We start from the raw sequence: 24014 nt of genomic DNA, 5'->3' as shown, positions 1-24014 counted from the left end.
GGTGAGGAGTACCTCGACTCCGAGAAGTACCAGCTCAGGCGACGGGACTGGGCGGCCGCCGAGCGGGAGGGGCGCAGCATCGCACCGCTCCTCACCCGGCTGAACGCCATCCGCCGCCGGCATCCCGCGCTACAGCGCCTGCGGAATCTGCGTTTCCACCCGACCGACAACGACGCCGTGCTCGCCTACAGCAAGAGCACGGGGACGGACACGGTCATCGTGGTCGTCAACCTCGACCCGCATCACACCCAGGAGGCCACGGTCTCGTTGGACATGCCGCAACTCGGCCTGGACTGGGACGCCGCTCTGTCCGTGCACGACGAACTGACGGGCGAGACGTACCACTGGGGCAGGACCAACTACGTGCGCCTGACGCCCGGCAGCGCGCCGGCGCACGTGCTCCACGCCGGGCGATCGACGCCCCAGAACGGAGGGCCCGCAGCGTCATGACCGTCAACGAACCCGTGCACGACACGTTCGAGGACACGCCCGCCAAGGACCGGGACCCGGAGTGGTTCAAACGCGCCGTCTTCTACGAGGTCCTGGTCCGCTCCTTCCAGGACAGCAACGGCGACGGCATCGGCGACCTGAAGGGTCTGACCGCCAAGCTCGACTATCTGCAGTGGCTCGGCGTGGACTGCCTGTGGCTGCCGCCGTTCTTCACCTCACCGCTCAGGGACGGCGGTTACGACGTCTCCGACTACACGGCCGTCCTCCCGGAGTTCGGCGACCTCGCCGACTTCGTGGAGTTCGTGGACGCCGCCCACCAGCGCGGCATGCGCGTCATCATCGACTTCGTCATGAACCACACCAGCGACCAGCACGCGTGGTTCCAGGAGTCCCGCAAGAACCCCGACGGCCCCTACGGCGACTACTACATGTGGGCCGACGACGACAAGAGGTACGAGGACGCGCGGATCATCTTCGTCGACACCGAGGCGTCCAACTGGACCTTCGACCCGGTGCGCGGCCAGTACTACTTCCACCGCTTCTTCTCGCACCAGCCGGACCTCAACTACGAGAACCCGGCCGTGCAGGAGGAGATCCTGGCCGCACTGAGGTTCTGGCTCGACCTCGGCATCGACGGCTTCCGGCTGGACGCGGTCCCCTACCTCTACGCCGAGGAGGGCACCAACTGCGAGAACCTGCCGGCCACGCACGCCTTCCTCAGGCGGGTGCGCAAGGAGATCGACGCCATGTACCCGGACACGGTGCTGCTGGCGGAGGCCAACCAGTGGCCGGAGGACGTGGTCGACTACTTCGGCGACTACTCCACCGGCGGCGACGAGTGCCACATGGCCTTCCACTTCCCCGTGATGCCGCGCATCTTCATGGCCGTACGACGCGAGTCCCGCTACCCGGTCTCCGAGATCCTCGCCAAGACACCCGAGATTCCCTCCGGCTGCCAGTGGGGCATCTTCCTGCGCAACCACGACGAGCTGACCCTGGAGATGGTCACCGACGAGGAGCGCGACTACATGTGGGCCGAGTACGCCAAGGACCCGCGGATGCGCGCCAACATCGGCATCCGCCGCCGCCTCGCGCCCCTGCTCGACAACGACCGCAACCAGATCGAGCTGTTCACCGCGCTCCTGCTGTCCCTGCCCGGCTCGCCGATCCTCTACTACGGCGACGAGATCGGCATGGGCGACAACATCTGGCTCGGCGACCGCGACGCCGTGCGCACCCCGATGCAGTGGACCCCCGACCGCAACGCCGGCTTCTCGAAGTCGGACCCGGGGCGCCTGTACCTGCCCACGATCATGGATCCGGTCTACGGCTACCAGGTCACCAACGTCGAGGCCTCGATGTCCTCGCCGTCGTCGCTGCTGCACTGGACCCGGCGGATGATCGAGATCCGCAAGCAGAACCCCGCCTTCGGGCTCGGCTCCTTCACCGAACTGCAGTCGTCCAACCCCGCGGTGCTCGCCTTCCTGCGCGAGTACGGCGACGACCTCGTGCTGTGCGTCAACAACTTCTCGCGCTTCGCCCAGCCGACCGAACTCGATCTGCGGGCCTACGACGGCCGGCATCCCGTCGAGTTGATCGGCGGGGTGCGGTTTCCCGCCATCGGTGAACTGCCGTACCTGCTCACCCTGCAGGGCCACGGCTTCTACTGGTTCCGGCTCACCCGAGTCGCTTCCCGCATCGGCCGCCGCTGAACGCCCGGCGCCGAGGAAAGGAGCGTCATGCCGAAGACCATCACTGTCCCGCCGAGAACCGAGGCCGGCCTGGACGGGCCGCTGGCCTCACTCGGCGGGCTGCTGCGCGAGTGGCTGCCGCGGCAGCGCTGGTTCGCGGGCAAGGACCGGCCCGTCACGGACCTGTCGGTGCTGCACGTGACCGAGCTGTTCCCGAAGTGCCTGCATCTGCTGGTGCACGCCTCGCACGCGCCGGTGCCCACCCCCGGCGGCACTCCTTTGCCGGGCGACTGCTACCAGCTGCTGCTCGGCCTGCGCGAGCACGTCGCCCCGCGCCTGGAGCGGGCGTTCATCGGACGGGCCGAGCAGGGGCCGTTCGCCGGACTCGCGGTGTACGACGCGCTGCACGACCCGCGCTCGGCACATCTGCTGCTGGAGCGGCTGCGGCACCCGGGCGCGGCGGGCCCGCTGCGGTTCGAGGCCGCCCCGGGCGCCGAGCTGCCCGGCGGGCTGCCGCCGCGCCTGCTGGACGCCGAGCAGTCCAACACCTCGCTCGTGTACGGCGACGCCTACATCCTGAAGGTCTTCCGGCGGATCCAGCCGGGCGTCAACCCGGACCTGGAGGTGTCGGCCGCACTGGCCGCGCAGGGCTGCACCAGGGTGCCGGCGCCGGTGGCCTGGTTCGGGACGAGCGCGCCGCAGCCGGCGACGCTCGGGGTGCTCCAGCCGTTCCTGCCGGACGCGACCGACGGCTGGACACTGGCCCTGCACGCGCTCGGCGCGGGCGAGGACTTCACCGCCGAGGCCTGGGAGCTGGGCCGGGCGACGGCCGAGGTGCACCTGGCGCTGGCCGAGGCGTTCGGACCGGCCGGGCCGGGCGAGAACGGCCGTACGGCGCGCGCGATGTGCGCGCGGCTGGACGCGGCCGCGCACGCCGTACCGGGCCTGCGGCCCTTCGTGCCGGGACTCAAGGCCGCGTTCGGGGCGCTCGCCACGTGCGACACCGGGCCACCCGCCCAACGGGTGCACGGCGATCTGCACCTCGGGCAGGTGCTGCGGGCCGGCCGCGACTGGTTCGTCATCGACTTCGAGGGAGAGCCGTCCCGGCCGCTGGCCGAGCGCCGGGCCCCGCAGTCCCCGGTGCGGGACGTGGCGGGGATGCTGCGCTCCTTCGACTACGCGGCCCGGCAGCGCCGCCCCTGGCGACCCGAGTGGGCGCGCCGCTGCCGGGAGGCGTTCTGCGCGGGCTACGCGGCCCGCGCGGGCTGGGATCCACGCAAGAAGCACGCGCTGCTGCGCGCGCACGAGACGGACAGGGCGGTCTACGAGGTGCTGTACGAGGCGAGACACCGGCCGGACTGGCTGCCGGTACCGATGGCGGCGATCAAGCGGCTCGCCGTGTGGGGAGGCTGACGACATGGCTCTGCGTGACACCCAGCTTCCCGAGGCCGCCGGTCCCGCGCCGGTCGCGGCCGTCCCGCTCGACGAAACGGAGCGCGGCCGGCTGCTCGGCGGCGCCCATCACGATCCGCACTCCCTGCTCGGCGCCCATCCGGTGCCGGGCGGCACGCTGTTCCGGGCACTGCGCCCGAACGCCCGCGCGGTGAGCGTCGTGACCGGCGGCACGCGCCACCCGCTCGTGTCGGAGGGCGGCGGCCTGTTCGCGGCCGTGCTGCCCTGCGCCGAGATCCCCGAGTCGTACACGCTGCTGGTGGCGTACGACGACACCGAGCAGGTGGTGCACGACCCGTACCGGTTCCTGCCGGCGCTCGGCGAGCTGGACCTGCACCTGATCCGGGAGGGCCGGCACGAGCAGCTGTGGCAGGCGCTCGGCGCCGAGCCGATGACGCACCAGGGCGTGGCCGGCACCCGCTTCACGGTGTGGGCGCCGAACGCCCGGGGAGTGCGGGTGGCCGGGGACTTCACGTACTGGGACGGTACGCAGTATCCGATGCGCTCGCTCGGCGCCTCCGGCGTGTGGGAGCTGTTCCTGCCCGGGATCGGCGAGGGCGCCCGGTACAAGTTCGAGATCACCTCCCGGCACGGGCACCGGTTCCTCAAGGCCGACCCGATGGCCCGGTGCACCGAGGTGCCGCCGGACACGGCCTCCGTCGTGACGGTGTCGCGCCACGAGTGGGGTGACGCCGAGTGGCTGGCGCACCGGGGCGACACGCCGGTGCACCGTGCGCCGTTCTCGGTGTACGAGGTGCACCTTCCGTCCTGGCGCCCCGGTCTGACGTACCGTCAACTCGCGGACGAGCTGCCGGGGTACGTCAAGGACCTGGGCTTCACGCATGTGGAGCTGATGCCGGTCGCCGGGCACCCCTTCAGCGGGTCCTGGGGGTACCAGGTCACCTCGTACTACGCGCCCACGCCCCGGCTCGGCTCGCCGGACGACTTCAAGTACCTGGTGGACGCGCTGCACCGGGCCGGCATCGGTGTGATCATGGACTGGGTGCCGGCGCACTTCCCGAAGGACGACTGGGCGCTGGCCCGGTTCGACGGGGAGCCGCTGTACGAGCCCGGGGACTGGCGGCGGGCCGAGCATCCTGACTGGGGGACGTACGAGTTCGACTTCGGGCGGACCGAGGTGCGCAACTTCCTCGTCGCCAACGCGGTGTACTGGTGCCAGGAGTTCCACATCGACGGGCTGCGCGTCGACGCGGTCGCCTCGATGCTCTACCTGGACTACTCGCGGGACTCCGGGCAGTGGGAGCCCAACGTCTTCGGCGGGCGGGAGGACCTGGACGCGGTCGCCTTCCTCCAGGAGATGAACGCCACCGTCTACCGGCGCTGCCCGGGGGTCGTCACCATCGCCGAGGAGTCGACCGCGTGGGACGGGGTGACCCGGCCGACGGACAGCGGCGGGCTCGGCTTCGGGCTGAAGTGGAACATGGGCTGGATGCACGACTCGCTGGAGTACGTGCGGAAGGAGCCGGTGCACCGCAAGTACCACCACAACGAGATGACGTTCTCGATGGTGTACGCCTACAGCGAGAACTACATCCTGCCGATCTCGCACGACGAGGTCGTGCACGGCAAGCAGGCTCTGGTGTCGAAGATGCCGGGCGACTGGTGGCAGCGGCGCGCCAACCACCGGGCCTACCTCGGCTTCATGTGGGCTCATCCGGGCAAGCAACTGCTGTTCATGGGGCAGGAGTTCGCGCAGGGCGCGGAGTGGTCCGAGGCTCACGGCCCGGAGTGGTGGCTGCTCGCCGACGACTACCACTCCGCGGGCGACCACCGGGGCGTGCGGGATCTCGTACGGGACCTGAACACGGCGTACCGGGCGACGCCGGCGCTGTGGCAGCGGGACACCGATCCGGGCGGTTTCCAGTGGGTGCTGTGTGACGCGGCGGACGACAACGTATTCGCGTTCCTCCGGTTCGACGCCGAGGGCTCGGCGCTGCTGGCGGTCTCGAACTTCTCCCCGGTCGTCCGCCACGACTACCGGCTGTGGGTTCCGGATGCCTTCCCGGCCTGGCAGGAGGCGCTGAACACGGACGACACGCGCTACGGCGGCAGCGGTGCCGGCACCGGGCTCCCCGGCGCGCTCGCGCGGTCGCGGGACGGGTTCCTCCGGCTCGCGCTGCCGCCGCTCGCCACTGTCTGGTTGACGCCTGTGCGGTGAGCCCGCAGGAGTCGGCCGGACCCCCGAGGGGCAGTCAGGGTCGTACAGACTTTCGTCTGCCCCTCGCGGTCTGAACAGAAGGGCGGCCCCACGTGCGCACTGTCGGTGTGGAGGAGGAACTCCTTCTGGTCGATCCGGACAGCGGCGAGCCGAAGGCGCTCTCGGCCGACGTCCTGTCGCGGGCCGTCCAGGACGATCCCGGACAGGACATGTTCCAGGCGGAGCTGTTCGGGCAGATGCTGGAGCTCGCCACGCGTCCGCACACGGAGATGGCGGGCCTCGGCGCCGAGATCGTCAGCTCCCGCAAGGAGGCGGCCCGGCTCGCCGGCGAGGTCGGCTGCGCCGTCGCCGCGCTGGCCACCTGCCCGGTGCCGGTCACCGGCGCGCTCACCGCGGACGACCGGTACCGGTGGATGGCCGGGCAGTACGGGATCGCCACCCAGGACTGGCTCGTGTGCGGCTGCCACGCCCATGTGTCGGTGGCGTCCGACGAGGAGGGGGTCGCCGTCCTCGACCGGCTGCGGCCCTGGCTGCCTGTGGTGCGCGCGCTGAGCGCCAACTCGCCGTACTGGCAGGGCCGGGACACCGGGTACGCCAGCTTCCGCAGCCGGCTGTGGAGCCGCGGTCCGTCGGCGGGACCGACCGAGCTGTTCGGCTCGCCCGCGCACTACCATCGGCAGGTCGCGGACATGCTGGCGAGCGGTGCCATCCTCGACCACGGGATGGTGTACTTCGACGCGCGGCTGTCCGTGAAGTACCCGACGGTGGAGATCCGGGTGGCGGACGTGTGCCTGCGCGCGGAGACCACGGTGCTCGTCGCCGCGCTGGCCCGCGCCCTGGTGGAGACGGCCGCGCGGGAGTGGCGGGCGGGCCGGGCGCCGGCCGGCCACAGTGTGAGCCTGCTGCGGCTGGCCGCCTGGCACGCCGCGCACTCCGGTCTGGACCGGGAACTGCTCGACCCCGTGACGATGCGGCCCCGGCCCGCGCCCGAGGTGGTGCGCGCGCTGCTGGAGCACACCGGGGAGGCGCTCGCCGACAGCGGGGACGCGGCCGTGGTGGAGGAGGCCGTCGGCGAGCTGCTGGCCCGGGGCACGGGCGCGCGGGAGCAGCGCGGGATGCTGGAGCGCACCGGCAGCCTGCGCGCGGTCGTCACGGAGTGCGTGCGGCACACCCAGGGCTGAACACCGCGGCGGCGGACGCATCACACCGGGCACGCACAGCACCGGACAGGACACGGCCGGGTCATCGGCCGGTCACGACTTCTTTCGTTCCCTGCCCCGGACGGCCACGCCTCGGCTACATTCGAGCACCGCCGACCACAGAGCCGATCGGCGGTGTGACCCTCTGCACATCCAGGAGCAGCGCATGCGCGACGTCGCCCTCGCTCCCTCCGCCTGCCCGCCGCTCACCGGCGGCCTCGCCGACAGCGTCTTCGACATCGCGGAGCGCAACCCCGCCCTGCCGCTGCTCGCCCACCGCGCGGATCCCGCGGCCACCGTCTGGCAGCGGATGACGGCGGCGGAACTGCGCGACGAGGTGGTCGACCTGGCCAAGGGGCTGGTCGCCGCCGGGATCTCGCCCGGCCACCGGGTGGCGGTGATGGCCCGCACCCGCTACGAGTGGACCGTCTTCGCCCACGCGCTGTGGGCCGTGGGCGCGGAGCTGGTGCCGATCCATCCGGCCTCCGCGCGCGACCAGGTCGAGTGGATCCTGCGGGACGCCGGCTGTGTGGCCGTGGTGGTCGAGGACGAGCAGGGCGTCATGACCGTCGGCACGGTGTGCACGCGGCTGCCGCGGCTGCGCCACGTGTGGCAGCTGGACGCGGGCGCGCTGCCCGAACTCGCCGAGCGGGGCGCGGCCGTGCCGTACACCACCGTGGAGTCGCTGCGCCGGATCGTGCTGCCGGAGGCCACGGCGGCCGTCGTCTACACCTCGGGCACCTCCGGCCGCCCCCAGGGCTGCGCGCTGAGCCACGGGGGCCTCGCCTACCCCTGCGACACCCTGCTGGCCGGCTGGGCGCACACCGCGGCGCCTCCGGGCGAGCAGCCCTCGGTGCTGGCCTTCCTGCCGTTCTCGCATGTGTACGGCATCATGATCATGCTCATGTGCGTGCGCGGCGGAGTCCTGATGGCGCACGAGCCGGAGCCGGCCGCGGCCACGCTGGCGTCGGCGCTCGCCACGTTCCGGCCGACGTATCTCTACGGCGTGCCGTCGGTGTTCGAGAAGCTGTACAAGACCTTCCTGCGCACGGCCGAACAGGCGGGCCGGGGCGCCCTGTTCGAGCGGGCCGCGCAGACCGCGCGGGACTTCGCCGCGGCCGAGGAGCGCCGGCGGCTGGGCACCGGTGCGGGTCCCGGGCTGGAACTGCGGCTGCAGCACGCCCTGTTCGAGCGGACCGTGTACCGCAGGCTGCGTGCGGCGCTCGGCGGCCGGGTGGTGCGCGGCACCTCCGGCGGCTCCTCGCTCAGCCGCGAACTGACCCTGTTCTTCGAGGGGATGGGCATCGTCGTCAACGACGGCTACGGACTCACCGAGTCCTCGGGCGGGATCACCATGCAGCCGCTCGGCCGGGCGAAGTCCGGGACCGTGGGCCGGCCGCTGCCCGGCACGGACGTCCGGGTGGCCGACGACGGGGAGATCCTCGTGCGCGGGCCGTCGGTGTTCCAGGGCTACGTCGGTGACGAGGCTGCGACCCGGGCGGTGCTGCGCGGCGGCTGGCTGGCCACCGGGGACATCGGACGGCTGGACGGGGAGGGGTATCTGACGATCACCGGCCGCAAGAAGGACATCATCGTCACGAGCGGCGGCAAGAGCGTCGCCCCGGCCCCGCTGGAGCAGCGGCTGCGCATGCACCCGCTGGTCCACCAGGCCGTCGTGCTCGGTGACGGCCGGCCCTGTGTGGGCGCGCTGATCACGCTGGACCCGGAGTTCCTCGCGCACTGGCGGGCCTCCCTGGCGCTGCCGGGCGGCAGCCCCGGCCGGGAGAGCCGCGAGGAGAACGCGCTGCGGGAGGAGATCGCGCGGGCGGTGGCCGCCGCGAACAGCACCGTCTCCCGCGCCGAGTCCATCCGGGTCCACCGGGTGCTTCCCGAGCCGTTCGCCGCGGCGGACGGGCTGCTCACCCCGTCGTTGAAGCTGCGCCGCGACGCGATCGTGCGGCACTACGCCGCCGAGATCGACGCGATGTACCTGGCGCGCTCGCGGGCCGCGCGCGGGGTGCCGCAGCCCGCGGACTGGGACGAGCCGGACGACGTCTTCCGCTGAGCGGACGCCGGGCCTCCGCTGAGCGGACACCGTCCGACCTGCGCCGATTTTGGTGACGGTTATCCGCGCGACAACCGGTCACTCGGCTCCGAGCAGGTGCATGCTGATGGCCACGCGTTCGTCTGCCTGCCGCGCCCGGCTGGCGGGACGGCTCGGTGCGCGGTGGGATCGAAGGTGGTGCGCGCAGCGATCCAGGGCATGCGAACGGCGTCGAGTCGGACCGCCTGGAGCCGCAGAAAGGGATGAACACCGTGACACGACCCAGGATCCTGGTGGTTGGCGCCGGCTTCGCCGGAGTCGAGTGCGTCCGCCGCCTGGAGCGGAAACTCGCCCCCGACGAGGCCGACGTCACCCTGGTGACGCCGTTCTCCTACCAGCTCTATCTGCCGCTGCTGCCCCAGGTCGCCTCGGGTGTGCTGACCCCCCAGTCGATCGCCCTCAGCCTGCGCCGCAGCAAGAGGTACCGCACCCGGATCATTCCGGGCGGGGCGATCGGGGTGGACCTGAAGGCCAAGGTGTGCGTCGTGCGCACCATCACCGACAAGGTCGTCAACGAGCCGTACGACTACCTCGTGCTGGCCCCGGGCAGCGTGACCCGCACCTTCGACATCCCGGGGCTGACCGACCACGCCTTCGGGATGAAGACCCTCGCCGAGGCCGCGTACATCCGCGACCACGTCATCACCCAGCTCGACCTCGCCGACGCCAGCGACGATCCGGTCGAGCGGGCCGGGCGGCTGCAGTTCGTGGTGGTGGGCGGCGGATACGCCGGCACCGAGACCGCCGCCTGCCTGCAACGGCTCACCCACGCCGCCGTCCAGCGCTATCCGCGGCTGGACCCCGGTCTGATCCGCTGGCACCTCATCGACATCGCGCCACGGCTGATGCCGGAGCTGGGCCAGAAGCTCGGGCGCAGCGCGCAGGAGATCCTGCGCCGGCGCGGGATCGACGTCTCGCTGGGTGTGTCGATCGAGAAGGCCGGCCCCGACGAGGTCACCTTCACCGACGGCCGGGTGGTGCCGACGCACACCCTGATCTGGACGGCCGGGGTGGTCGCGAGCCCGCTGATCGGCACGCTCGGCGCGGAGACGGTGCGCGGCCGGCTGGCGGTCACCGGCGAGATGACGGTGCCGGGGCACGACGGGGTGTTCGCGCTGGGGGACGCGGCCGCCGTGCCCGACCTGGCCAAGGACGAGTCGGGGGCGGTCTGTCCGCCCACCGCGCAGCACGCCATGCGTCAGGGCAAGAAGGTCGCCGACAACGTGATCGCGACCCTGCGGGGCGAGCCGCTGACGCCGTACGTGCACAAGGACCTCGGTCTCGTCGTCGACCTCGGCGGCAAGGACGCCGTGTCCAAGCCGCTCGGCGTGGAGCTGCGCGGGGTGCCCGCCCAGGTGGTGGCCCGGGGTTACCACTGGTCGGCGCTGCGCACCAACGTGGCCAAGACCCGGGTGATGACCAACTGGCTGCTGAACGCGGTCGCCGGCGACGACTTCGTCCGCACCGGCTTCCAGGCCCGCAGGCCCGCCCGGCTGAAGGACTTCGAGTACACGGACTCGTATCTGACGCCGGAGCAGGTGCGGGCCCGGGTGGAGGGCGGAGCCGGCACGACGGGCTGAGCCGCCCCGGAGCACCGGACCACCGCTGCCGCCGCTGCCCTCCCATCGGTCGGCGGTCCCCGCCGGGGCGGCGGCCCCGGCCGGGGGCGGGGGGGTTCGGGCAGTCGTGCGATGCTGGACGGAGATCGATTTCTGGCACGGGAGAGAGCGCGGCGGCGTGAGGGAAGCGGGACGGTCGGCACGGGTACGGATGTGGGACCGGCTCGCGGCGTCCGATCCCGGGCTGCTGCGGCTCACCGCGGGGCTGCGCACGGTCACCGCGATCGCCCTCACGCTCGCCGTGCTGGCCGCGCTGCGGGTGCCGGTGCCGCATCTGGTCGCCGGTGCCATGGCGGCGATGGTGTCGACCTTCGCCATCCGGGAGAAGTCGCGCGCCCAGCAGGCGGTCACGCTCGCGCTCGGCCTGCCGGTGGCGCTGGTCTCCGTCTCGCTCGGCGCGCTGCTCAACCAACGGGTCGTCATCGGCGACCTGTTCTTCGTCGTCCTCATCTTCAGCGCCGTCTACGGCCGCCGCTTCGGCGACCGGGGCACGGCGCTGGGGCTGATCGGCTTCCAGATCTACTTCCTCTCCCTCTTCGTCCACGCCACCGCCCCCATGCTGCCCGCGCTGTACGGGGTCATCTGCGCGGCGGTCGCGTGCAGCGCCCTCGCGCGGTTCGTGCTGCTGCCGCAGACCCCGGCGGGCACCCTGGACCGGCTGCGGCGCGCCTTCCGCGCCCGGCTCGCCCAGCTGATCGCCGTACAGGCCCAGTTGCTGGACGCCGGCCCGGAGGAGACGGACAAGGTCCTGCAGGATCTGCGCACGGCCACCGCCCGGCTGCACGAGACGGCGCTGATGATCCAGGGGCGGCTGGAGGACGGCACCTCCGACCCGGCGGTGGCGCGGCTGCTGCAGCGCCGGATCGCGGACGCCGAGATCGCCGCCGAGCGGCTCGGTCTGCTGCTGCTGACCGCGCGCAGCGCCGAGCGGACCGACACGCTCACCCTGCACCTGCCGGGCGCGCCGCTGCCGTCGGGCGGTGTGCTGCCCGTGCCGGACGAGGCGACGCAGGCGCTGCGCCGGGACCTTCAGGCGCTGCGGCTGCTGATGCTGCGGCCGGTCGGCGAGGCCCGGGGCACCGCGCTCGCGCACCTGCGCAACCGGCTGCTCGGCTACCGCGACGAGGAGAACCTGCCCAAGGCCTCCCCCGCCGTACAGGACGCCTTCCGCGGCCTCGGCGAGGCCGCCCGCGCCGCACTCGGCCTGCGGGTCGCCCTGGACGGGGCGCTGGACGAGTCCGACGACAGTCCGGCGACCACCCGCTCGCGGGAGGAGCTGGACGCGGAGGACGCCGCGATCGAGGCCGGTGAGGAGCGCGAGGCCGAGGAGCCGGCGCCGACCGGGCTGCGCCGGCCCACGACACGGGCCGCGGTCCAGGTGGCCGTCGGCTCCTCGCTGGCGATCGCGGGCGGTGAGCTGCTGTCCAGCCAGCGCTGGTACTGGGCGGTGCTGACCTGCTGGATCGTGTTCATCAACACCGCCTCCACCGGGGAGATCCTGGTCAAGGGCTACCGCCGGCTGCTGGGTACGGTGCTCGGCGTGGTGGCCGGTATGGGACTGGCGGTGCTCGTCGGGCACCACACGTGGACGGCGTTCGCGCTGGTCCTGCTGTGCATCTTCGCGATGTTCTACACGGCGCCGCTGTCGTACACGCTGATGTCGTTCTTCGTCACGGCGATGCTCGGGCTGCTCTACACGCTGCTCAACACCTACAGCCTGTCGGTGCTGGTGCTGCGGATCGAGGAGACGGCGCTCGGCGCGGCCTGCGGGGTGATCGCGGCGGCGGTGGTGCTGCCGATCCACACCGACCGGCGTACCAACGAACTGCTCGTGCAGGTCCTGGACCGGCTGGAGGGGGTCACCCGGGCCGCCGTCGACCAGCTGAGCGGCGGGGCGGGGGCCGATCTGGTGGAGCAGGCCCGTGAGCTGGACCAGGCGCTGGCCGATCTGCGGGCGGCCACCCAGCCGCTGACGCATCCGATCACCCCGCTGCGCTCGCGCCGGGACACCGTCCGGTACGTGGTGGCACTGCTGGAGACGTGCGCGTACCACGCGCGGTCGCTGGCCGCGACGGCCGAACTGCTGCCCACGCACCCGTCGATAGCCGCGGACCCCCGGCTGAGCGGGGCGTGCCGCCGGATCCTGCACAACATCCAGGTGATCGCCGGGCACGTCGCGGACCCTCGCTCCGCGGCCGGGATGGAGAGCGGCCCGAGTATCGCCTCGATGCTGGAGCCGGGCACCCCGCGCACCCCGCGCTACGGCAGGGTGACCGACCGGGTGCTGCGCCATCTGCAGCGCCTGGACGACGCGGTCTCGGGTCTGGCCCGGCCGCTGGGCGTGCCCCGGCCGGGCGCCGGCGCCGACGCGAAGGTGAAACAGGTCACGTGACCCGTTGCTGGATTGCGCACCGCCACACCGGATGGTTTATCGTTCATACATACGTGATGCCGGGGCGGACCGGAGCCGTCCTTCCCCTCCGCCGGGCGTCACCGCAAGCGGCCCTGGCTGGTTTCCCCCGTCCAGCCAGGGCTTTTCGCTGCCCGTACGCGCCACCGGACAGGTGATCCGGCGCGCGGCACCCCGCCCTTCGAGGTGCCCCGGACGGTGGCAGCGGCTGAAATGGGCATACGGACATCACCACCCGGAACCGCCGCCGGCGAGGAGCCCCGCGCCATGACCAAAGCGATCAAACTGCTCACCGCCCTGCCCCAGGCGCAGCGCGAGCGCCTGATGGAGCTGGCCCAGGAGGTCTCCTTCCCCGAGGACACCCGCATCTTCGAGGCGGGCGGCACCGCCGACCGGTTCTGGGTGATCCGCTCCGGCGCTGTCCACCTGGACACGCAGGTCACCTCCCGGCAGCGGGTCATGGTGGCGACCCTCGGCGCGGGCGACCTGCTCGGCTGGTCCTGGCTGTTCCCGCCCTACGAGTGGGACTTCGGCGCGGTCGCGTTCAGCAACGTACGCGCCTACCAGTTCGACGGGCCCGCGGTGCTCGCGCTGTGCGTGGAGGACCCGCTGCTCGGGCTGTCACTGGTGCGCACCGTGGCCGAGATCCTCGCGGGCCGCCTGGAGACGACCCGGGGCAAGCTGATGGAACAGTACGCGATCCGGCGGCGCACCGGCCTCCTGTGACCGGGGCCCGTCGGGCGCCCCGGCAGCCTCAGATCCGGTACCGCCGCAGCGCGGGCACCGCGGCGGCAAGGGCCGGCATCACCACGACGACCAGCGCGCCGCCGCCCGCCACCGCCGCCCGGGGACCGAAGGCGGATCCTGCGGTGCCGTGCAGGACGTCGGCGAGGCGGGGTCCGCCCGCGACGACCACCGTGAACACGCCCTGCATCCGGCCCCGCATCTCGTCGGTCGCGGCGGACAGCAGGATCGCGCCACGGAACACCATCGAGACCATGTCGGCGACGCCGGCCAGGGCGAGGAAGGCCATGGCCACCCACAGGTTGCCGCTCAGCCCGGCCCCGGCGACGGCCACGCCCCAGCCCACCACGGCGCCGATCACCATCCAGCCGTGCCGCCGGGCCCGCGAGAACACCCCGGAGCACAGGCCGCCGAGCACCGCGCCGACCGGGATGCCGGCGAACAGCACGCCGAGCGCGAGTCCGTCGCCCCAGGAGCGGTAGGTCTGCGCGGCCAGCTGCGGGAAGAGGGCGCGGGGCATGCCGAACACCATCGCGACGATGTCGGCGAGGAAGGACAGCAGCAGCACCTTGTGCCGGGAGATGTACCGGAAGCCCTCGGCTATCTCGCGTATCCCGGCCCGGCGGGCGGCGCCGTCGCCGAGCGGCGGCAGCGCGGGCAGCCGGAAGACGGCCCAGACGGTGACGCACAGCGCGAGCGCGTCGATGAGGTACAGCTCCGGCAGCCCGATGACCGGGATCAGCACACCGGCGAGCAGCGGGCCGGCGACGAGGCCGGTCTGCATCACCGTGGAGCCGAGCGCGCCTGCCGCGGGCAGCTCCTCGGCGGGGACCAGCCGGGCGATCGAGGCGTTGCGGGCGGGCGCGTTGAGCCCGAAGAACGCCTGCTGCAGCGCGAGCAGCAGCATCAGTACGACGACCGAGTCCAGCCCCGTGACGGCCTGTGCCCAGAACAGCAGCGAGGTCACCGCGATGCCGGAGTTGGTGACCAGCAGCAGCCTGCGGCGGTCCACGGTGTCGGCGACCGCTCCGCCCCACAGCGCGAACGCCACCATCGGCACCAGGCCGGCCAGGCTCGCGTAGCCGACCCAGGCCGAGGAGTGCGTGATGTCGTAGATCTGCTTGGGCACGGCGACGGCGGTGAGCTGGCTGCCCACCGCGGTGACGACGGTCGACGTCCACAGGCGCCGGTAGGCGGGGATGGACAGCGGACGGGTGTCCATCCCCCAGCGGCGCCAGCCGCGGCGGGGCGGGGCCGCCGCGCCGGTGGGGGTGTCGTCTCCGGTGCTGCTGGTCTCGCTGGTGTCCACGGGTGTCCTGATTGCTCGCTACATCTTTTCCGTTCGAGAACCCGACTATCCCAGCAGCGGGGATCTTCGCCGAGCGGGTGTCCAGGATCCGGCTTGTCTCAGGATCCGGCCAGGAGCGAGGCGCCGAGCGCGAGCATCGTGACGGCCACCAGGCCGTCCAGCACCCGCCAGGCGCCGGGCCGGGCCAGGAAGCGGCCGAGCAGCCGCGCGCCGAGGCCGAGCGCGGTGAACCAGCACAGGCTGGCGAGCGCGGCGCCGAGTCCGAAGGTCCAGCGCTGCGCGCCCCGGCCCGCGGCGAGGGAGCCGAGCAGGAACACCGTGTCCAGGTAGACGTGCGGGTTCAGCCAGGTCATGGCCAGACAGGTGAGCACGGCCCGGCGCCGGGAGCCGGCCGCCTCGCCCGCGGCGCGCAGGCCGGTTCCGGGCCGCAGCACGCGCCGGGCGGCGAGGACGCCGTAGCAGAGCAGGAAGGCGCCGCCGACGATCCCGACCGCGCGGACCGCGCCCGGCCAGGCCGCCACCACCGCCCCCACCCCGCCGACGCCGAGCGCGATGAGCACCGCGTCGGACAGGGCGCAGATGCCGACGACGGCGAGGACGGCGTCCCGGCGCACCCCCTGTCGCAGGACGAAGGCGTTCTGGGCGCCGATGGCGACGATCAGGGAGAGTCCGCTGCCGAATCCGGCGGCCGCGGCGGTCAGGGCGTGGTTCATGCCGTCGACGCTAGGGAGAGGCTTCCGGCAAGTACAGCTAAGGATTCTTACGTACCCTTAGCGCTTGTGATGGCTGAGCTTCCCCTGGACCAGGTCCGCACCCTGCTCGCCGTGGTGGACGAGGGCACCTTCGACGCGGCCGCGGCGGCGCTGCACGTGACGCCGTCGGCGGTCAGCCAGCGGATCAAGGCGCTGGAACAGCGCACCGGCCGGGTACTGCTGCAACGCACCAAGCCGGTGCGGCCCACGGAGTCCGGGGCGGTGCTGGTGCGCTTCGCCCGGCAGCTGGCGCGGCTGGAGCGGGACGCCCGGGGCGAGCTGGGGCTCAGCGGCGCGGGGGAGCCGACCCGGGTGTCGGTCGCGGTGAACGCGGATTCGCTGGCGACCTGGTTCCTGCCGGCGCTGACCCGGGCGGCGGGTCTCTGCTTCGAGCTGCACCGGGAGGACGAGGACCACACGGCGGCGCTGCTGCGCGAGGGGCTGGTGATGGCGGCGGTGACCACCCTGCCCGAGCCCGTGCCGGGCTGCGCGGTGCGCCCGCTCGGCCGGATGCGCTATCTGCCGGTCGCCGCGCCCGAGTTCGCCGCGCGTCATCTGGCCGGTCCGTTGCCGGAGCTGCTGCCGGGGGCGCCGGTCGTGGTCTTCGACCGCAAGGACGACTTCCAGGACGGCTTCGTACGCCGGCTGGGCCGGGGGTCCGCGAGCCCCCTTCGGCACTATGTGCCCACCTCCGAGGGGTTCGCCGACGCGGTCGCGGCCGGCCTCGGCTGGGGCCTGGTGCCCGAGGCCCAGGCCGGACCGCTGCTCGCCGGGGGCCGGCTGCGGCTGCTGGCCCGCGCGCAGTGGGTGGACGTCACGCTGTACTGGCAGCAGTGGAAGCTGGACTCCCCCGCGCTGGCCGCCCTGGCCGACGCGGTGACCGCGACGGCGGCCGAGGCGCTGCGCCGCTGACGTCCGGAGACCGCTCTTCCGTCCGTCGACAGGGTGCCGGGCGGCGCGGGGCCGGAGTACGGTGGCCGGACCGCCGCGCGGCGGAACCGTCCGTCCGGTCGCCGCGCCCGACTCCGCGCGCCCCGTGCCCGGCCGGGCACGGGCGCCCCCGGCCTCGCGGCCCAACCGCCCCCGCCTCCCCTCCCGTTGAGCAGGTACGGCCCCTCCGCCCCCGTTTGCCGTCCCGTTGGCCGGGGTTGTGGCTCACTCGCCCCGTTTCCCGCCGCGCCCACCGGTCACCCGAGTCCTGAGCACCGCGTCCGACCGGCACGCACGGCCCGGCTTCGATCCGGTCCAGGAGACCCATCCAGGAGACTTCGATGGACAATTGGCGCGACCACGCCGCCTGCCGTCATGTGGACCCCGACCTGTTCTTCCCCGTCGGCACCACCGGACCCGCGCTGGTGCAGGCCGAGCGGGCCAAGGAGGTGTGCGCGATCTGCCCGGCCCGGGAGCCGTGCCTGGACTGGGCGCTGGCGACGGGCCAGAGCACCGGCATCTGGGGCGGTACGACCGAGACGGAACGGCGCAGGCTGCACCGCCGCGCCCGCTCCCGGCCGCGCTCGCGCTGAGGGCGCACGATCGGCAGACCCGGCCCGCCGCGCCGGTACGGCGGCCGGGGCATTTCTCCGCGCGCCAGAACCACTCAAAGACGTGCGGCAGCTCCTCCGTGGCGATGGCCGTCCCCGTGTCGGTGACGGCGAGCACGACCTCGGTGCCGTCCAGCCTGGTGCAGACAGGGCCCGGCGAGGGCCGTGAGCGCGTCCCGAGCCGTGCGCTCGGCCGGGGCGGGCGCCGTCCGCGGTGGTGACGACGACGGTCTGCGCACAGTGCGCGGGTATCGCGGCCTGCCGGGCGGGGCCGAGGCCGGGTAGGCCCTGCGAGGCCTGTTCCGCCTGGACCTGGGGGTGCCGGTGGGCGCCCGGCGGGGGCCGGGGTGCGGCGCCGGCTCGCCTCGGCTCCGCCGCAGCCGGTGAGCAGCAGCGGGGAGGCGAGGAGCGCGACGGCGGCTCTGCGATGGATCATGGCGCCGGCCTTGGCCGGCACTCGGGTGAAACTCGTGAGAGATCAGGCCTTGTTCGGCCTTCCCTTGCTGAACAGCCAGGTGTGGAACAGCCGGTCGAGCCGCTTGCCGGAGATGTCCCCGGCCAGCCGCGTGAACTGCGCGGTCGTACCGTGCCCGTAGCGGTGCCGCTGCGCCCAGGCGCGCAGGATCCGGAAGAAGTCCCGGTCGCCGACCGCCTTGCGCAGCTCGTGCAGGGTCATGGCGCCGCGCGCGTAGACGGGTGGGCCGAAGAGGTTCTTCCCGCTGCCGGGGTCGCCGGGCGGGTAGGCCCACAGCGTCTTGCCCGCCGGGGTGGCGTAGAGGCCGTCGAAGGTCTTCTGGGCGCTGTCGCCGCCGTGCTGTTCGGCGTACAGCCACTCGGCGTAGGTGGCGAAGCCCTCGTTGAGCCAGATGTCCTTCCAGGTGGTCACCGAGACGGAGTCGCCGAACCACTGGTGGGCGCTCTCGTGGACGAGGGTGCTCAGGTCGGGTGCGCGGTCGTACAGCGGCCGGGTCTGGGTCTCCAGCGCGTAGCCGACGTTGCGGGCGTGGTCGACGATCGCCCCGGCGGACCGGAACGGGTACGGCCCGAACAGCCGGCTCGCCCAGGCGAGGACGGCCGGCAGCTTCTTCAGCACGGGCGCGGCGGCGCGTGCCTCCCTCGGGTCCACGGCGGTGTAGAGCTGGACGCCGTCGGGGGTGGTCGAGCGCTGGACCTGGAAGGCGCCGATGGTGGCGGTGGCCAGGTACGCGGCCATCGGACGGGTCTCGCGCCAGTGGAACGTCGTCCACCCGTGCGCGGTGCGCCGGGAGAGCAGTTCGCCATTGGAGACGGCGGTTCGGCCGTCGGGGACGGTGATCGTGATGTCGTACGCGGACTTGTCCTTGGGGTGGGTGTCGGCTGGGAACCAGGTCATCGCGCCCTGCGGCTCGCTCGCCACGAACGCGCCGTCGTCGGTGGGGATCCAGCCGTCCGCGGAGCCGTCGGGGTCGGTGACCGGTTTCGGGGTGCCCCGGTAGGTGACGGCGACGCGGAACGCGCGGCCGGCGGGCAGGGTGCGGCGCGGGGTGACGACGAGTTCCTGGCCCGAGCGGCGGAAGGCGGCCGGGGTGCGGTCGACGGTGACGCCGGTGACGGTCAGGCCCGCGAGGTCGAGGTCGAAGCGGCTCAGCCGCTGGGTGGCGCGGGCGCTGAGGACCGCCGTGCCGTCGAGGTGCCGGCGCGTGGTGTCGTAGCGCAGCGCCAGGTCGTAGTGCCGTACGTGGTAGCCGCCGTTGCCGCTGAGCGGGAAGTAGGGGTCGCCCGCGCCGGGCGCTCCGGCCGTGCCCGGTACCGCGGGTGCGGCGGCGCCGACGACGGCCGCGAGGGCGACGGGGACGAGGAACGCCCGGCGGCGCGGGACCGCGGTACGGCGCCGGGCGGGACGTCTGCGGGAGGGCGGGGAGGGCGACACGGGGGCTCCTCGGGAGTGGCCGGTGATCGTCTGGCCGCCAGAGTAGGCGCGGTCGGGCCGTCGTGCCTCTCTCCTTCAGGCCACGTCACACCGCGTCGCACCCGGTCGCCGCAGTGCGCCGCCGGGTAGGGCCCACGGCGCCCTCCGCATCCGGGGGCCGGTGCGCGTACGCGTGAGGGCTGCCGCCGTCGAGGACGCCGCGCGGGTGGTTCGACGCCTGCGGCGCAGCACGAGGGGGCGCGGGCCGGCCGGGACGTCGCCCGCGAGGGACTGCCGCCAGAAGCGCCACCGTGGTACGGGACGCCGTCGGACCCGGCAGCCGGCGCACAGGGCCACCAATGTCCAACCCCTCCGCCGCACACCGCCTGCACACCGCCTCCGCCGCACAGAGCCACCGCTGTACAGGGCGGCCGTAGCGAAGGACCGCCGCCGCCCACCGCCGCCTCCGTGCAGGGCTGCCGTCGTGACCGGCCGCCCTCGTGGGGTCGGTGTCAGGTTGTCTGGCGGGCGGCGTGGCGGCCCGCGGCTCGCCCGGAGAACAGGCAGCCGCCGAGGAAGGTGCCCTCCAGGGCGTTGTAGCCGTGCACGCCGCCGCCGCCGAAGCCGGCCACTTCGCCCGCCGCGTACAGGCCCTCGATCGGGGTGCCGTCGGCGGCCAGGGCACGGGAGTCGAGGTCGGTCTGGATGCCGCCGAGGGTCTTGCGGGTCAGCACGTGCATCCGGACGCCGATGAGGGGCCCCGCGGCCGGGTCGAGGATGCGGTGCGGAGCGGCGACCCGGCCGAGGCGGTCGCCGATGTAGCGGCGGGCGTTGCGGATGCCCTGGACCTGGGAGTCCTTGCTGTAGGGGTTGGCGATCTGCAGGTCACGGGCCTCGATCTGGCGGCGCACCTCGGCCGCGTCCAGCAGGGGCTTGCCGGTGAGGGCGTTCATCTTGTCGACCAGTTGCTCCAGGTCGCCGGCGGTCACGAAGTCCGCGCCCTTGTCGACGAACGCCTGCACCGGTGCGGGCGCGCCCTTGCCGAGCAGCCGGTCGCGCAGCACGCCGGCCCGGTCCTTCGCGGTGATGTCAGGGTTCTGCTCGGATCCGGAGAGCGCGAACTCCTTCTCGATGATCTTCCGGGTGAGGACGAACCACGAGTGGTCGTACCCGGAGATGTCCTCGGTGGTGCGCAGGTACTTGAGCGTGTTGAGGGTGTCGTAGCCCGGCAGACAGGGGTCGGGCAGCCGGCGGCCGAGGGCGTCCAGCCAGATGGAGGACGGGCCCGGCAGGATGCGGATGCCGTGGCCGGGCCAGATCGGGTCCCAGTTCTGCAGGCCCTCGGTGTAGTGCCACATGCGGTCGCGGTTGACCAGCCGGACGCCCGCGCCGGCGCTGATGTCGAGCATGCGGCCGTCGACGTACGCCGGGACGCCGGTGACCATCTCGGCGGGCGGCGTGCCGAGCCGTTCGGGCCAGTAGCGGCGGACGATGTCGTGGTCGGCGCCGATGCCGCCGGTGGTGACGACGACCGCCTGGGCGGTGAGTTCGAAGTCGCCGACGCGGTCGCGGTTGGAGGCCACGCCGCGCGGCGAGCGGTCCTCGGCGAGCACCGTGCCGCGCACCCCGCGGGCCGTGCCGTCCCCGATGACCAGCTCGTCCACCTGGTGGCGGTGGTGGAAGGTGAGCAGCCCGTCCCGGGCGGCCCGGCGGGCGTACGTCACGAACGGCTCGACCACGCCGGTGCCGGTGCCCCACGCGATGTGGAAGCGGGGCACGGAGTTGCCGTGGCCGCCCGCCCTCAGGTCGCCGCGTTCGGCCCAGCCGACCGTCGGCAGCAGCTCGATGCCGTGGCCCTGGAGCCAGGAGCGCTTCTCGCCGGCCGCGAACTCGACGTAGGCGCGGGCCCAGCGCACCGCCCAGGAGTCCTCGTCGTCCAGCCGGTCGAACCGGGCGCTGCCCTGCCAGTCGTTCCAGGCGAGGTCGAAGGAGTCCTTGATGCCGAGGCGGCGCTGCTCCGGCGAGTCGACGAGGAAGAGCCCGCCGAAGGACCAGAACGCCTGGCCGCCGAGGTTGGCGGCGTTCTCCTGGTCGACCAGGGCCACCCTGCGACCCCGGCTGGTGATCTCGTGCGCGGCGACGAGCCCGGCGAGGCCCGCTCCGACGACGATGACGTCCGCGTCCATGGCGGCTGTGTCCTTCCTGACGGTGCTCAGGGGGTGCTCGTGCGGGGAGTGCTGCTGCCGTCGGTGAGCAGCGCCGTGAGCAGCTGCTTCAGCCAGGCCCGGGCGGCCTCGACGTCCTTGTCCAGCAGCAGTTGGGTGGTGACGCCGTCGTACGCGGCGACCACGGCGTGCGCGGCGCCGTCCGCGCCGCCGAGCACGGCGGGCAGTTCGGTGTGGCCGCGGGCCCGGAAGAGCCGGTCGGCGACGGCCTCGCGGAGCCGGGTGCGGTGGTCGAGGAGGAGCCGGGCGACGCCGGGGTCGCGGGCGGCGTGCACGAGGAAGTCGGTCTTGACCAGCAGCCAGTCCACGTCGAGCAGCAGCACTTCGGTGACCCGGTCCACGGAGGCCGGGACGTCGAGGCCGGGTCCGTCCTGGGCGAGGGCGTCGGCGACCTGGGCGGCGATGAGGTCGGCGCGTTCCCGGTAGAGCGCGAAGAACAGCTCGTCCAGCGTGGCGAAGTTCGAGTAGAAGGCGCCGCGGCTGTAGCCGGCGGCCTCGCAGATCTCCTCGATCGACACCCGGCCGAAGCCCTTGGCCGCGAACACCTCGAACGCGGCGTCGAGCAGCCGGGTCCGGGTGGCGACCCGGCGCCGGGTGACGCGCCGAGGCGTCTCGCTCGTCTCCATCACCCTCCCGCCGCCCGCGTGGCTTTCGATACACGAATGTATCCGATACATCGATGCATCGAAAGCCCCGATCAAGCACCGCGAGCACCCGATCAAATGGGAACGCACTTTCGATTCGGGAGTACGCTGGACCCATGTCCACGCACCTCCAGGGCTCCCTGTTCGACCAGACCGACGAGCTGCGGCTCGGCCCGCTGGACGGGCTGCGCCGGACCGAACTGGGCGCCGGCGCCTGGATCGACGTGCTGCCGGGCTGGCTGAGCGGGGCCGACGCCCTGTTCGAGCGGCTGGCGGCGGACGTGCCGTGGCGGGCCGAGCACCGGAAGATGTACGACAACGTCGTGGCCGTACCTCGCCTGCTGGCCTTCTACGCGGCCGGTGACCCGCTCCCCCACCCGGTGCTGGACGAGGCGCGCGACACCCTGTCCCGGCACTACGCGCGGGAGCTGGGCGAGCCGTTCACGACGGCCGGGCTGTGCTTCTACCGCGACGGCCGGGACAGCGTCGCCTGGCACGGCGACCGGATCGGGCGGGGCGCCCGCGAGAACACGATGGTCGCGATCCTCTCCGTCGGCGAGCCCCGCGACCTGCTGCTGCGGCCCGCCGGCGGGGGCGGCGCGACGGTACGGCGGCCGCTCGGGCACGGCGATCTGATCGTGATGGGCGGCTCCTGCCAGCGCACGTGGGAGCACTGCGTGCCCAAGAGCGCGCGGGCCACGGGACCGCGTATCAGCGTGCAGTTCCGCCCGCACGGCGTACGGTGACGTCCGGGCACCCGGTTGTGCCGGACGGTGTCACATCTGGTTGGCTGTGCCGCGACGACCAGCGGCCACCGGGGTGGAGAGACCATGCGGGCAGAAGTGAGCCAAGTCGCCGAGGGCATCTATCTGGTGCACGGCAGCAACGTCAACTGGGTGATCCTCAAGGACGGTGACGCCGTCACCCTCGTGGACACCGGCTATCCCGGCGACCGGCAGGGGGTCCTGGAATCCCTTGCCGCGGTGGGCAGTTCACCGGAGGCGGTCGCCGCCGTGCTGATCACCCACGCACACAACGACCACCTGGGGTCGGCCGAGTATCTGCGCGCCACTCACGGCACGCCGGTCTATCTGCATCCCGTCGAAGTCGGCCACGCGCGCCGGGACTTCCTCCAGCAGGCCGCCGTCGGCGACGTCGTGCGCAACATCTGGCGGCCGGGCGTGCTGCCCTGGGCCGTGCACACCCTCCGGGTCGGCGGCATGGAGCAGCACCCCGTCACCGCTCCCGAGCCGTTCCCGGCCGAGGGCCCGCTGGATCTGCCCGGCCGCCCGGTGCCGGTGCACACCCCCGGCCACACCGACGGCCACTGCGTCTACCACCTGCCCGAGGCGGGGGTCGTCATCTCCGGCGACGCGCTGGTCAGCGGGCACGCGATCTCGCGGATCACGGGCCCGCAGCTGCTGACCGACTTCTTCCACCACGACCGCGCCGAGGCGCTCACCTCCCTGAAGCTGATCGCCGAGCTGGAGGCGGACACCCTGCTGCCGGGACACGGACCGCTCCACCGCGGCCCGGTGCGCCACGCAGCCGAACTGGCCCTGGAGCGCGCCTCCTAACCACGCGGAAGGGGCAGCCGGGGCTGCGAGCGGACGGTACGAAACCGGAAGGCACGCCGCCCCGGCACGGACCGCCCGTCAGAGGCCGAAGGGCAGACCACCGGCGATACGGAGCGGGCCGGGCCAAGCCGAGGAACGGGCCACCGGCGGCACGGACCGCGCTCTCCGCGCCGAGCAGCGGGCAGCCCACGGCAGGCGGGCGGCCCGCCTGCCGCCCGCCGACCGGACCC

The 24014-nt window shown here is 73.2% G+C and carries 18 protein-coding genes; 13 read left to right on the top strand and 5 right to left on the bottom strand.

Annotated elements, in window-relative coordinates:
• From ACZ60X_RS13585 to ACZ60X_RS13545, 9 genes are all read left to right on the top strand, one after another.
• A partial coding sequence (locus ACZ60X_RS13585) for an alpha-glucosidase C-terminal domain-containing protein (RefSeq protein WP_469597393.1) occupies positions 1-450 on the top strand: 450 nt, incomplete at its 5' end.
• Complete coding sequence (treS, locus tag ACZ60X_RS13580) at positions 447-2162, top strand: maltose alpha-D-glucosyltransferase (protein WP_469597390.1); 1716 nt, start codon at positions 447-449, stop codon at positions 2160-2162. The genes ACZ60X_RS13585 and treS, both read left to right, overlap by 4 nt.
• 27 nt (positions 2163-2189) lie before the next feature.
• The gene (locus tag ACZ60X_RS13575) at positions 2190-3554 is read left to right on the top strand and encodes a maltokinase N-terminal cap-like domain-containing protein (protein WP_469597387.1); all 1365 of its coding nucleotides are present in this window, start codon (positions 2190-2192) and stop codon (positions 3552-3554) included.
• A gap of 4 nt (positions 3555-3558) precedes the next feature.
• Positions 3559-5772, top strand: a complete 2214-nt coding sequence (glgB, locus tag ACZ60X_RS13570) for a 1,4-alpha-glucan branching enzyme (protein ID WP_469597385.1) — start codon at positions 3559-3561, stop codon at positions 5770-5772.
• Positions 5773-5864: 92 nt separating this feature from the next.
• Entirely contained in the window at positions 5865-6953 is a 1089-nt protein-coding gene (locus ACZ60X_RS13565) for a glutamate--cysteine ligase 2 (RefSeq protein ID WP_469597383.1), read from the top strand.
• Between the two features lie 184 nt (positions 6954-7137).
• Positions 7138-9036, top strand: a complete 1899-nt coding sequence (locus tag ACZ60X_RS13560; RefSeq protein WP_469597380.1) for an AMP-dependent synthetase/ligase — start codon at positions 7138-7140, stop codon at positions 9034-9036.
• A 242-nt stretch (positions 9037-9278) separates the two neighbouring features.
• Positions 9279-10655 carry an NAD(P)/FAD-dependent oxidoreductase gene (locus ACZ60X_RS13555; protein WP_469597378.1) on the top strand — a complete coding sequence of 459 codons (1377 nt, stop codon included), beginning with the start codon at positions 9279-9281 and terminating at the stop codon, positions 10653-10655.
• 190 nt (positions 10656-10845) lie between these two features.
• Positions 10846-13086 carry an FUSC family protein gene (locus tag ACZ60X_RS13550; protein WP_469597450.1) on the top strand — a complete coding sequence of 747 codons (2241 nt, stop codon included), beginning with the start codon at positions 10846-10848 and terminating at the stop codon, positions 13084-13086.
• Between the two features lie 285 nt (positions 13087-13371).
• Complete coding sequence (locus ACZ60X_RS13545; RefSeq protein ID WP_469597376.1) at positions 13372-13830, top strand: cyclic nucleotide-binding domain-containing protein; 459 nt, start codon at positions 13372-13374, stop codon at positions 13828-13830.
• Positions 13831-13858: 28 nt separating this feature from the next.
• Here ACZ60X_RS13545 and ACZ60X_RS13540 read toward each other — a convergent pair whose 3' ends face one another.
• Positions 13859-15157 carry an MFS transporter gene (locus ACZ60X_RS13540; protein ID WP_469597371.1) on the bottom strand — a complete coding sequence of 433 codons (1299 nt, stop codon included), beginning with the start codon at positions 15155-15157 and terminating at the stop codon, positions 13859-13861.
• Positions 15158-15255: 98 nt separating this feature from the next.
• Entirely contained in the window at positions 15256-15870 is a 615-nt protein-coding gene (locus ACZ60X_RS13535; RefSeq protein ID WP_469597368.1) for a LysE/ArgO family amino acid transporter, read from the bottom strand.
• Positions 15871-15939: 69 nt separating this feature from the next.
• On the opposite strand from ACZ60X_RS13535, the gene ACZ60X_RS13530 reads away from it, so the two are divergent.
• Together ACZ60X_RS13530 and ACZ60X_RS13525 are read left to right on the top strand one after the other, a co-directional pair.
• The gene (locus tag ACZ60X_RS13530) at positions 15940-16821 is read left to right on the top strand and encodes a LysR family transcriptional regulator ArgP (RefSeq protein ID WP_469597365.1); all 882 of its coding nucleotides are present in this window, start codon (positions 15940-15942) and stop codon (positions 16819-16821) included.
• A 359-nt stretch (positions 16822-17180) separates the two neighbouring features.
• On the top strand, positions 17181-17432 hold the full coding sequence (locus ACZ60X_RS13525; RefSeq protein ID WP_469597363.1) for a WhiB family transcriptional regulator: 252 nt from the start codon (positions 17181-17183) through the stop codon (positions 17430-17432).
• A gap of 496 nt (positions 17433-17928) precedes the next feature.
• Here ACZ60X_RS13525 and ACZ60X_RS13520 read toward each other — a convergent pair whose 3' ends face one another.
• The 3 genes from ACZ60X_RS13520 to ACZ60X_RS13510 all read right to left on the bottom strand — a co-directional run bounded on the left by ACZ60X_RS13520 (position 17929) and on the right by ACZ60X_RS13510 (position 22189).
• Entirely contained in the window at positions 17929-19359 is a 1431-nt protein-coding gene (locus ACZ60X_RS13520) for a M1 family metallopeptidase (protein ID WP_469597361.1), read from the bottom strand.
• A 491-nt stretch (positions 19360-19850) separates the two neighbouring features.
• Positions 19851-21524 (bottom strand): FAD-binding dehydrogenase, encoded by a 1674-nt coding sequence (locus tag ACZ60X_RS13515; protein ID WP_469597358.1) that lies wholly within the window; start codon positions 21522-21524, stop codon positions 19851-19853.
• A gap of 26 nt (positions 21525-21550) precedes the next feature.
• Complete coding sequence (locus ACZ60X_RS13510; protein ID WP_469597355.1) at positions 21551-22189, bottom strand: TetR/AcrR family transcriptional regulator; 639 nt, start codon at positions 22187-22189, stop codon at positions 21551-21553.
• A gap of 134 nt (positions 22190-22323) precedes the next feature.
• Here ACZ60X_RS13510 and ACZ60X_RS13505 point away from each other — a divergent pair, with 134 nt between their 5' ends.
• Entirely contained in the window at positions 22324-22953 is a 630-nt protein-coding gene (locus ACZ60X_RS13505; protein ID WP_469597352.1) for an alpha-ketoglutarate-dependent dioxygenase AlkB, read from the top strand.
• An 84-nt stretch (positions 22954-23037) separates the two neighbouring features.
• Positions 23038-23784: an MBL fold metallo-hydrolase gene (locus ACZ60X_RS13500; RefSeq protein WP_469597349.1), complete on the top strand. Its 747-nt coding sequence runs from the start codon at positions 23038-23040 to the stop codon at positions 23782-23784.
• Positions 23785-24014 lie beyond the last annotated feature (230 nt).

The sequence above is a fragment of the Streptomyces sp. NPDC104106 genome (genome assembly GCF_055584345.1).
Note: the sequence above shows the minus strand (reverse complement) of the source record. Positions and strands in the feature narration are given on the sequence as shown.

What these genes read in the sequence shown, in the direction of transcription:
- treS (WP_469597390.1), top strand. Translation starts at nt 447, where the DNA reads ATGACCGTCAACGAACCCGTGCACGACACGTTCGAGGACACGCCCGCC.
- ACZ60X_RS13575 (WP_469597387.1), top strand. Translation starts at nt 2,190, where the DNA reads ATGCCGAAGACCATCACTGTCCCGCCGAGAACCGAGGCCGGCCTGGAC.
- glgB (WP_469597385.1), top strand. Translation starts at nt 3,559, where the DNA reads ATGGCTCTGCGTGACACCCAGCTTCCCGAGGCCGCCGGTCCCGCGCCG.
- ACZ60X_RS13560 (WP_469597380.1), top strand. Translation starts at nt 7,138, where the DNA reads ATGCGCGACGTCGCCCTCGCTCCCTCCGCCTGCCCGCCGCTCACCGGC.
- ACZ60X_RS13555 (WP_469597378.1), top strand. Translation starts at nt 9,279, where the DNA reads ATGAACACCGTGACACGACCCAGGATCCTGGTGGTTGGCGCCGGCTTC.
- ACZ60X_RS13550 (WP_469597450.1), top strand. Translation starts at nt 10,846, where the DNA reads ATGTGGGACCGGCTCGCGGCGTCCGATCCCGGGCTGCTGCGGCTCACC.
- ACZ60X_RS13545 (WP_469597376.1), top strand. Translation starts at nt 13,372, where the DNA reads ATGACCAAAGCGATCAAACTGCTCACCGCCCTGCCCCAGGCGCAGCGC.
- ACZ60X_RS13535 (WP_469597368.1), bottom strand. Translation starts at nt 15,870, where the DNA reads ATGAACCACGCCCTGACCGCCGCGGCCGCCGGATTCGGCAGCGGACTC.
- ACZ60X_RS13530 (WP_469597365.1), top strand. Translation starts at nt 15,940, where the DNA reads ATGGCTGAGCTTCCCCTGGACCAGGTCCGCACCCTGCTCGCCGTGGTG.
- ACZ60X_RS13525 (WP_469597363.1), top strand. Translation starts at nt 17,181, where the DNA reads ATGGACAATTGGCGCGACCACGCCGCCTGCCGTCATGTGGACCCCGAC.
- ACZ60X_RS13515 (WP_469597358.1), bottom strand. Translation starts at nt 21,524, where the DNA reads ATGGACGCGGACGTCATCGTCGTCGGAGCGGGCCTCGCCGGGCTCGTC.
- ACZ60X_RS13510 (WP_469597355.1), bottom strand. Translation starts at nt 22,189, where the DNA reads ATGGAGACGAGCGAGACGCCTCGGCGCGTCACCCGGCGCCGGGTCGCC.
- ACZ60X_RS13505 (WP_469597352.1), top strand. Translation starts at nt 22,324, where the DNA reads ATGTCCACGCACCTCCAGGGCTCCCTGTTCGACCAGACCGACGAGCTG.
- ACZ60X_RS13500 (WP_469597349.1), top strand. Translation starts at nt 23,038, where the DNA reads ATGCGGGCAGAAGTGAGCCAAGTCGCCGAGGGCATCTATCTGGTGCAC.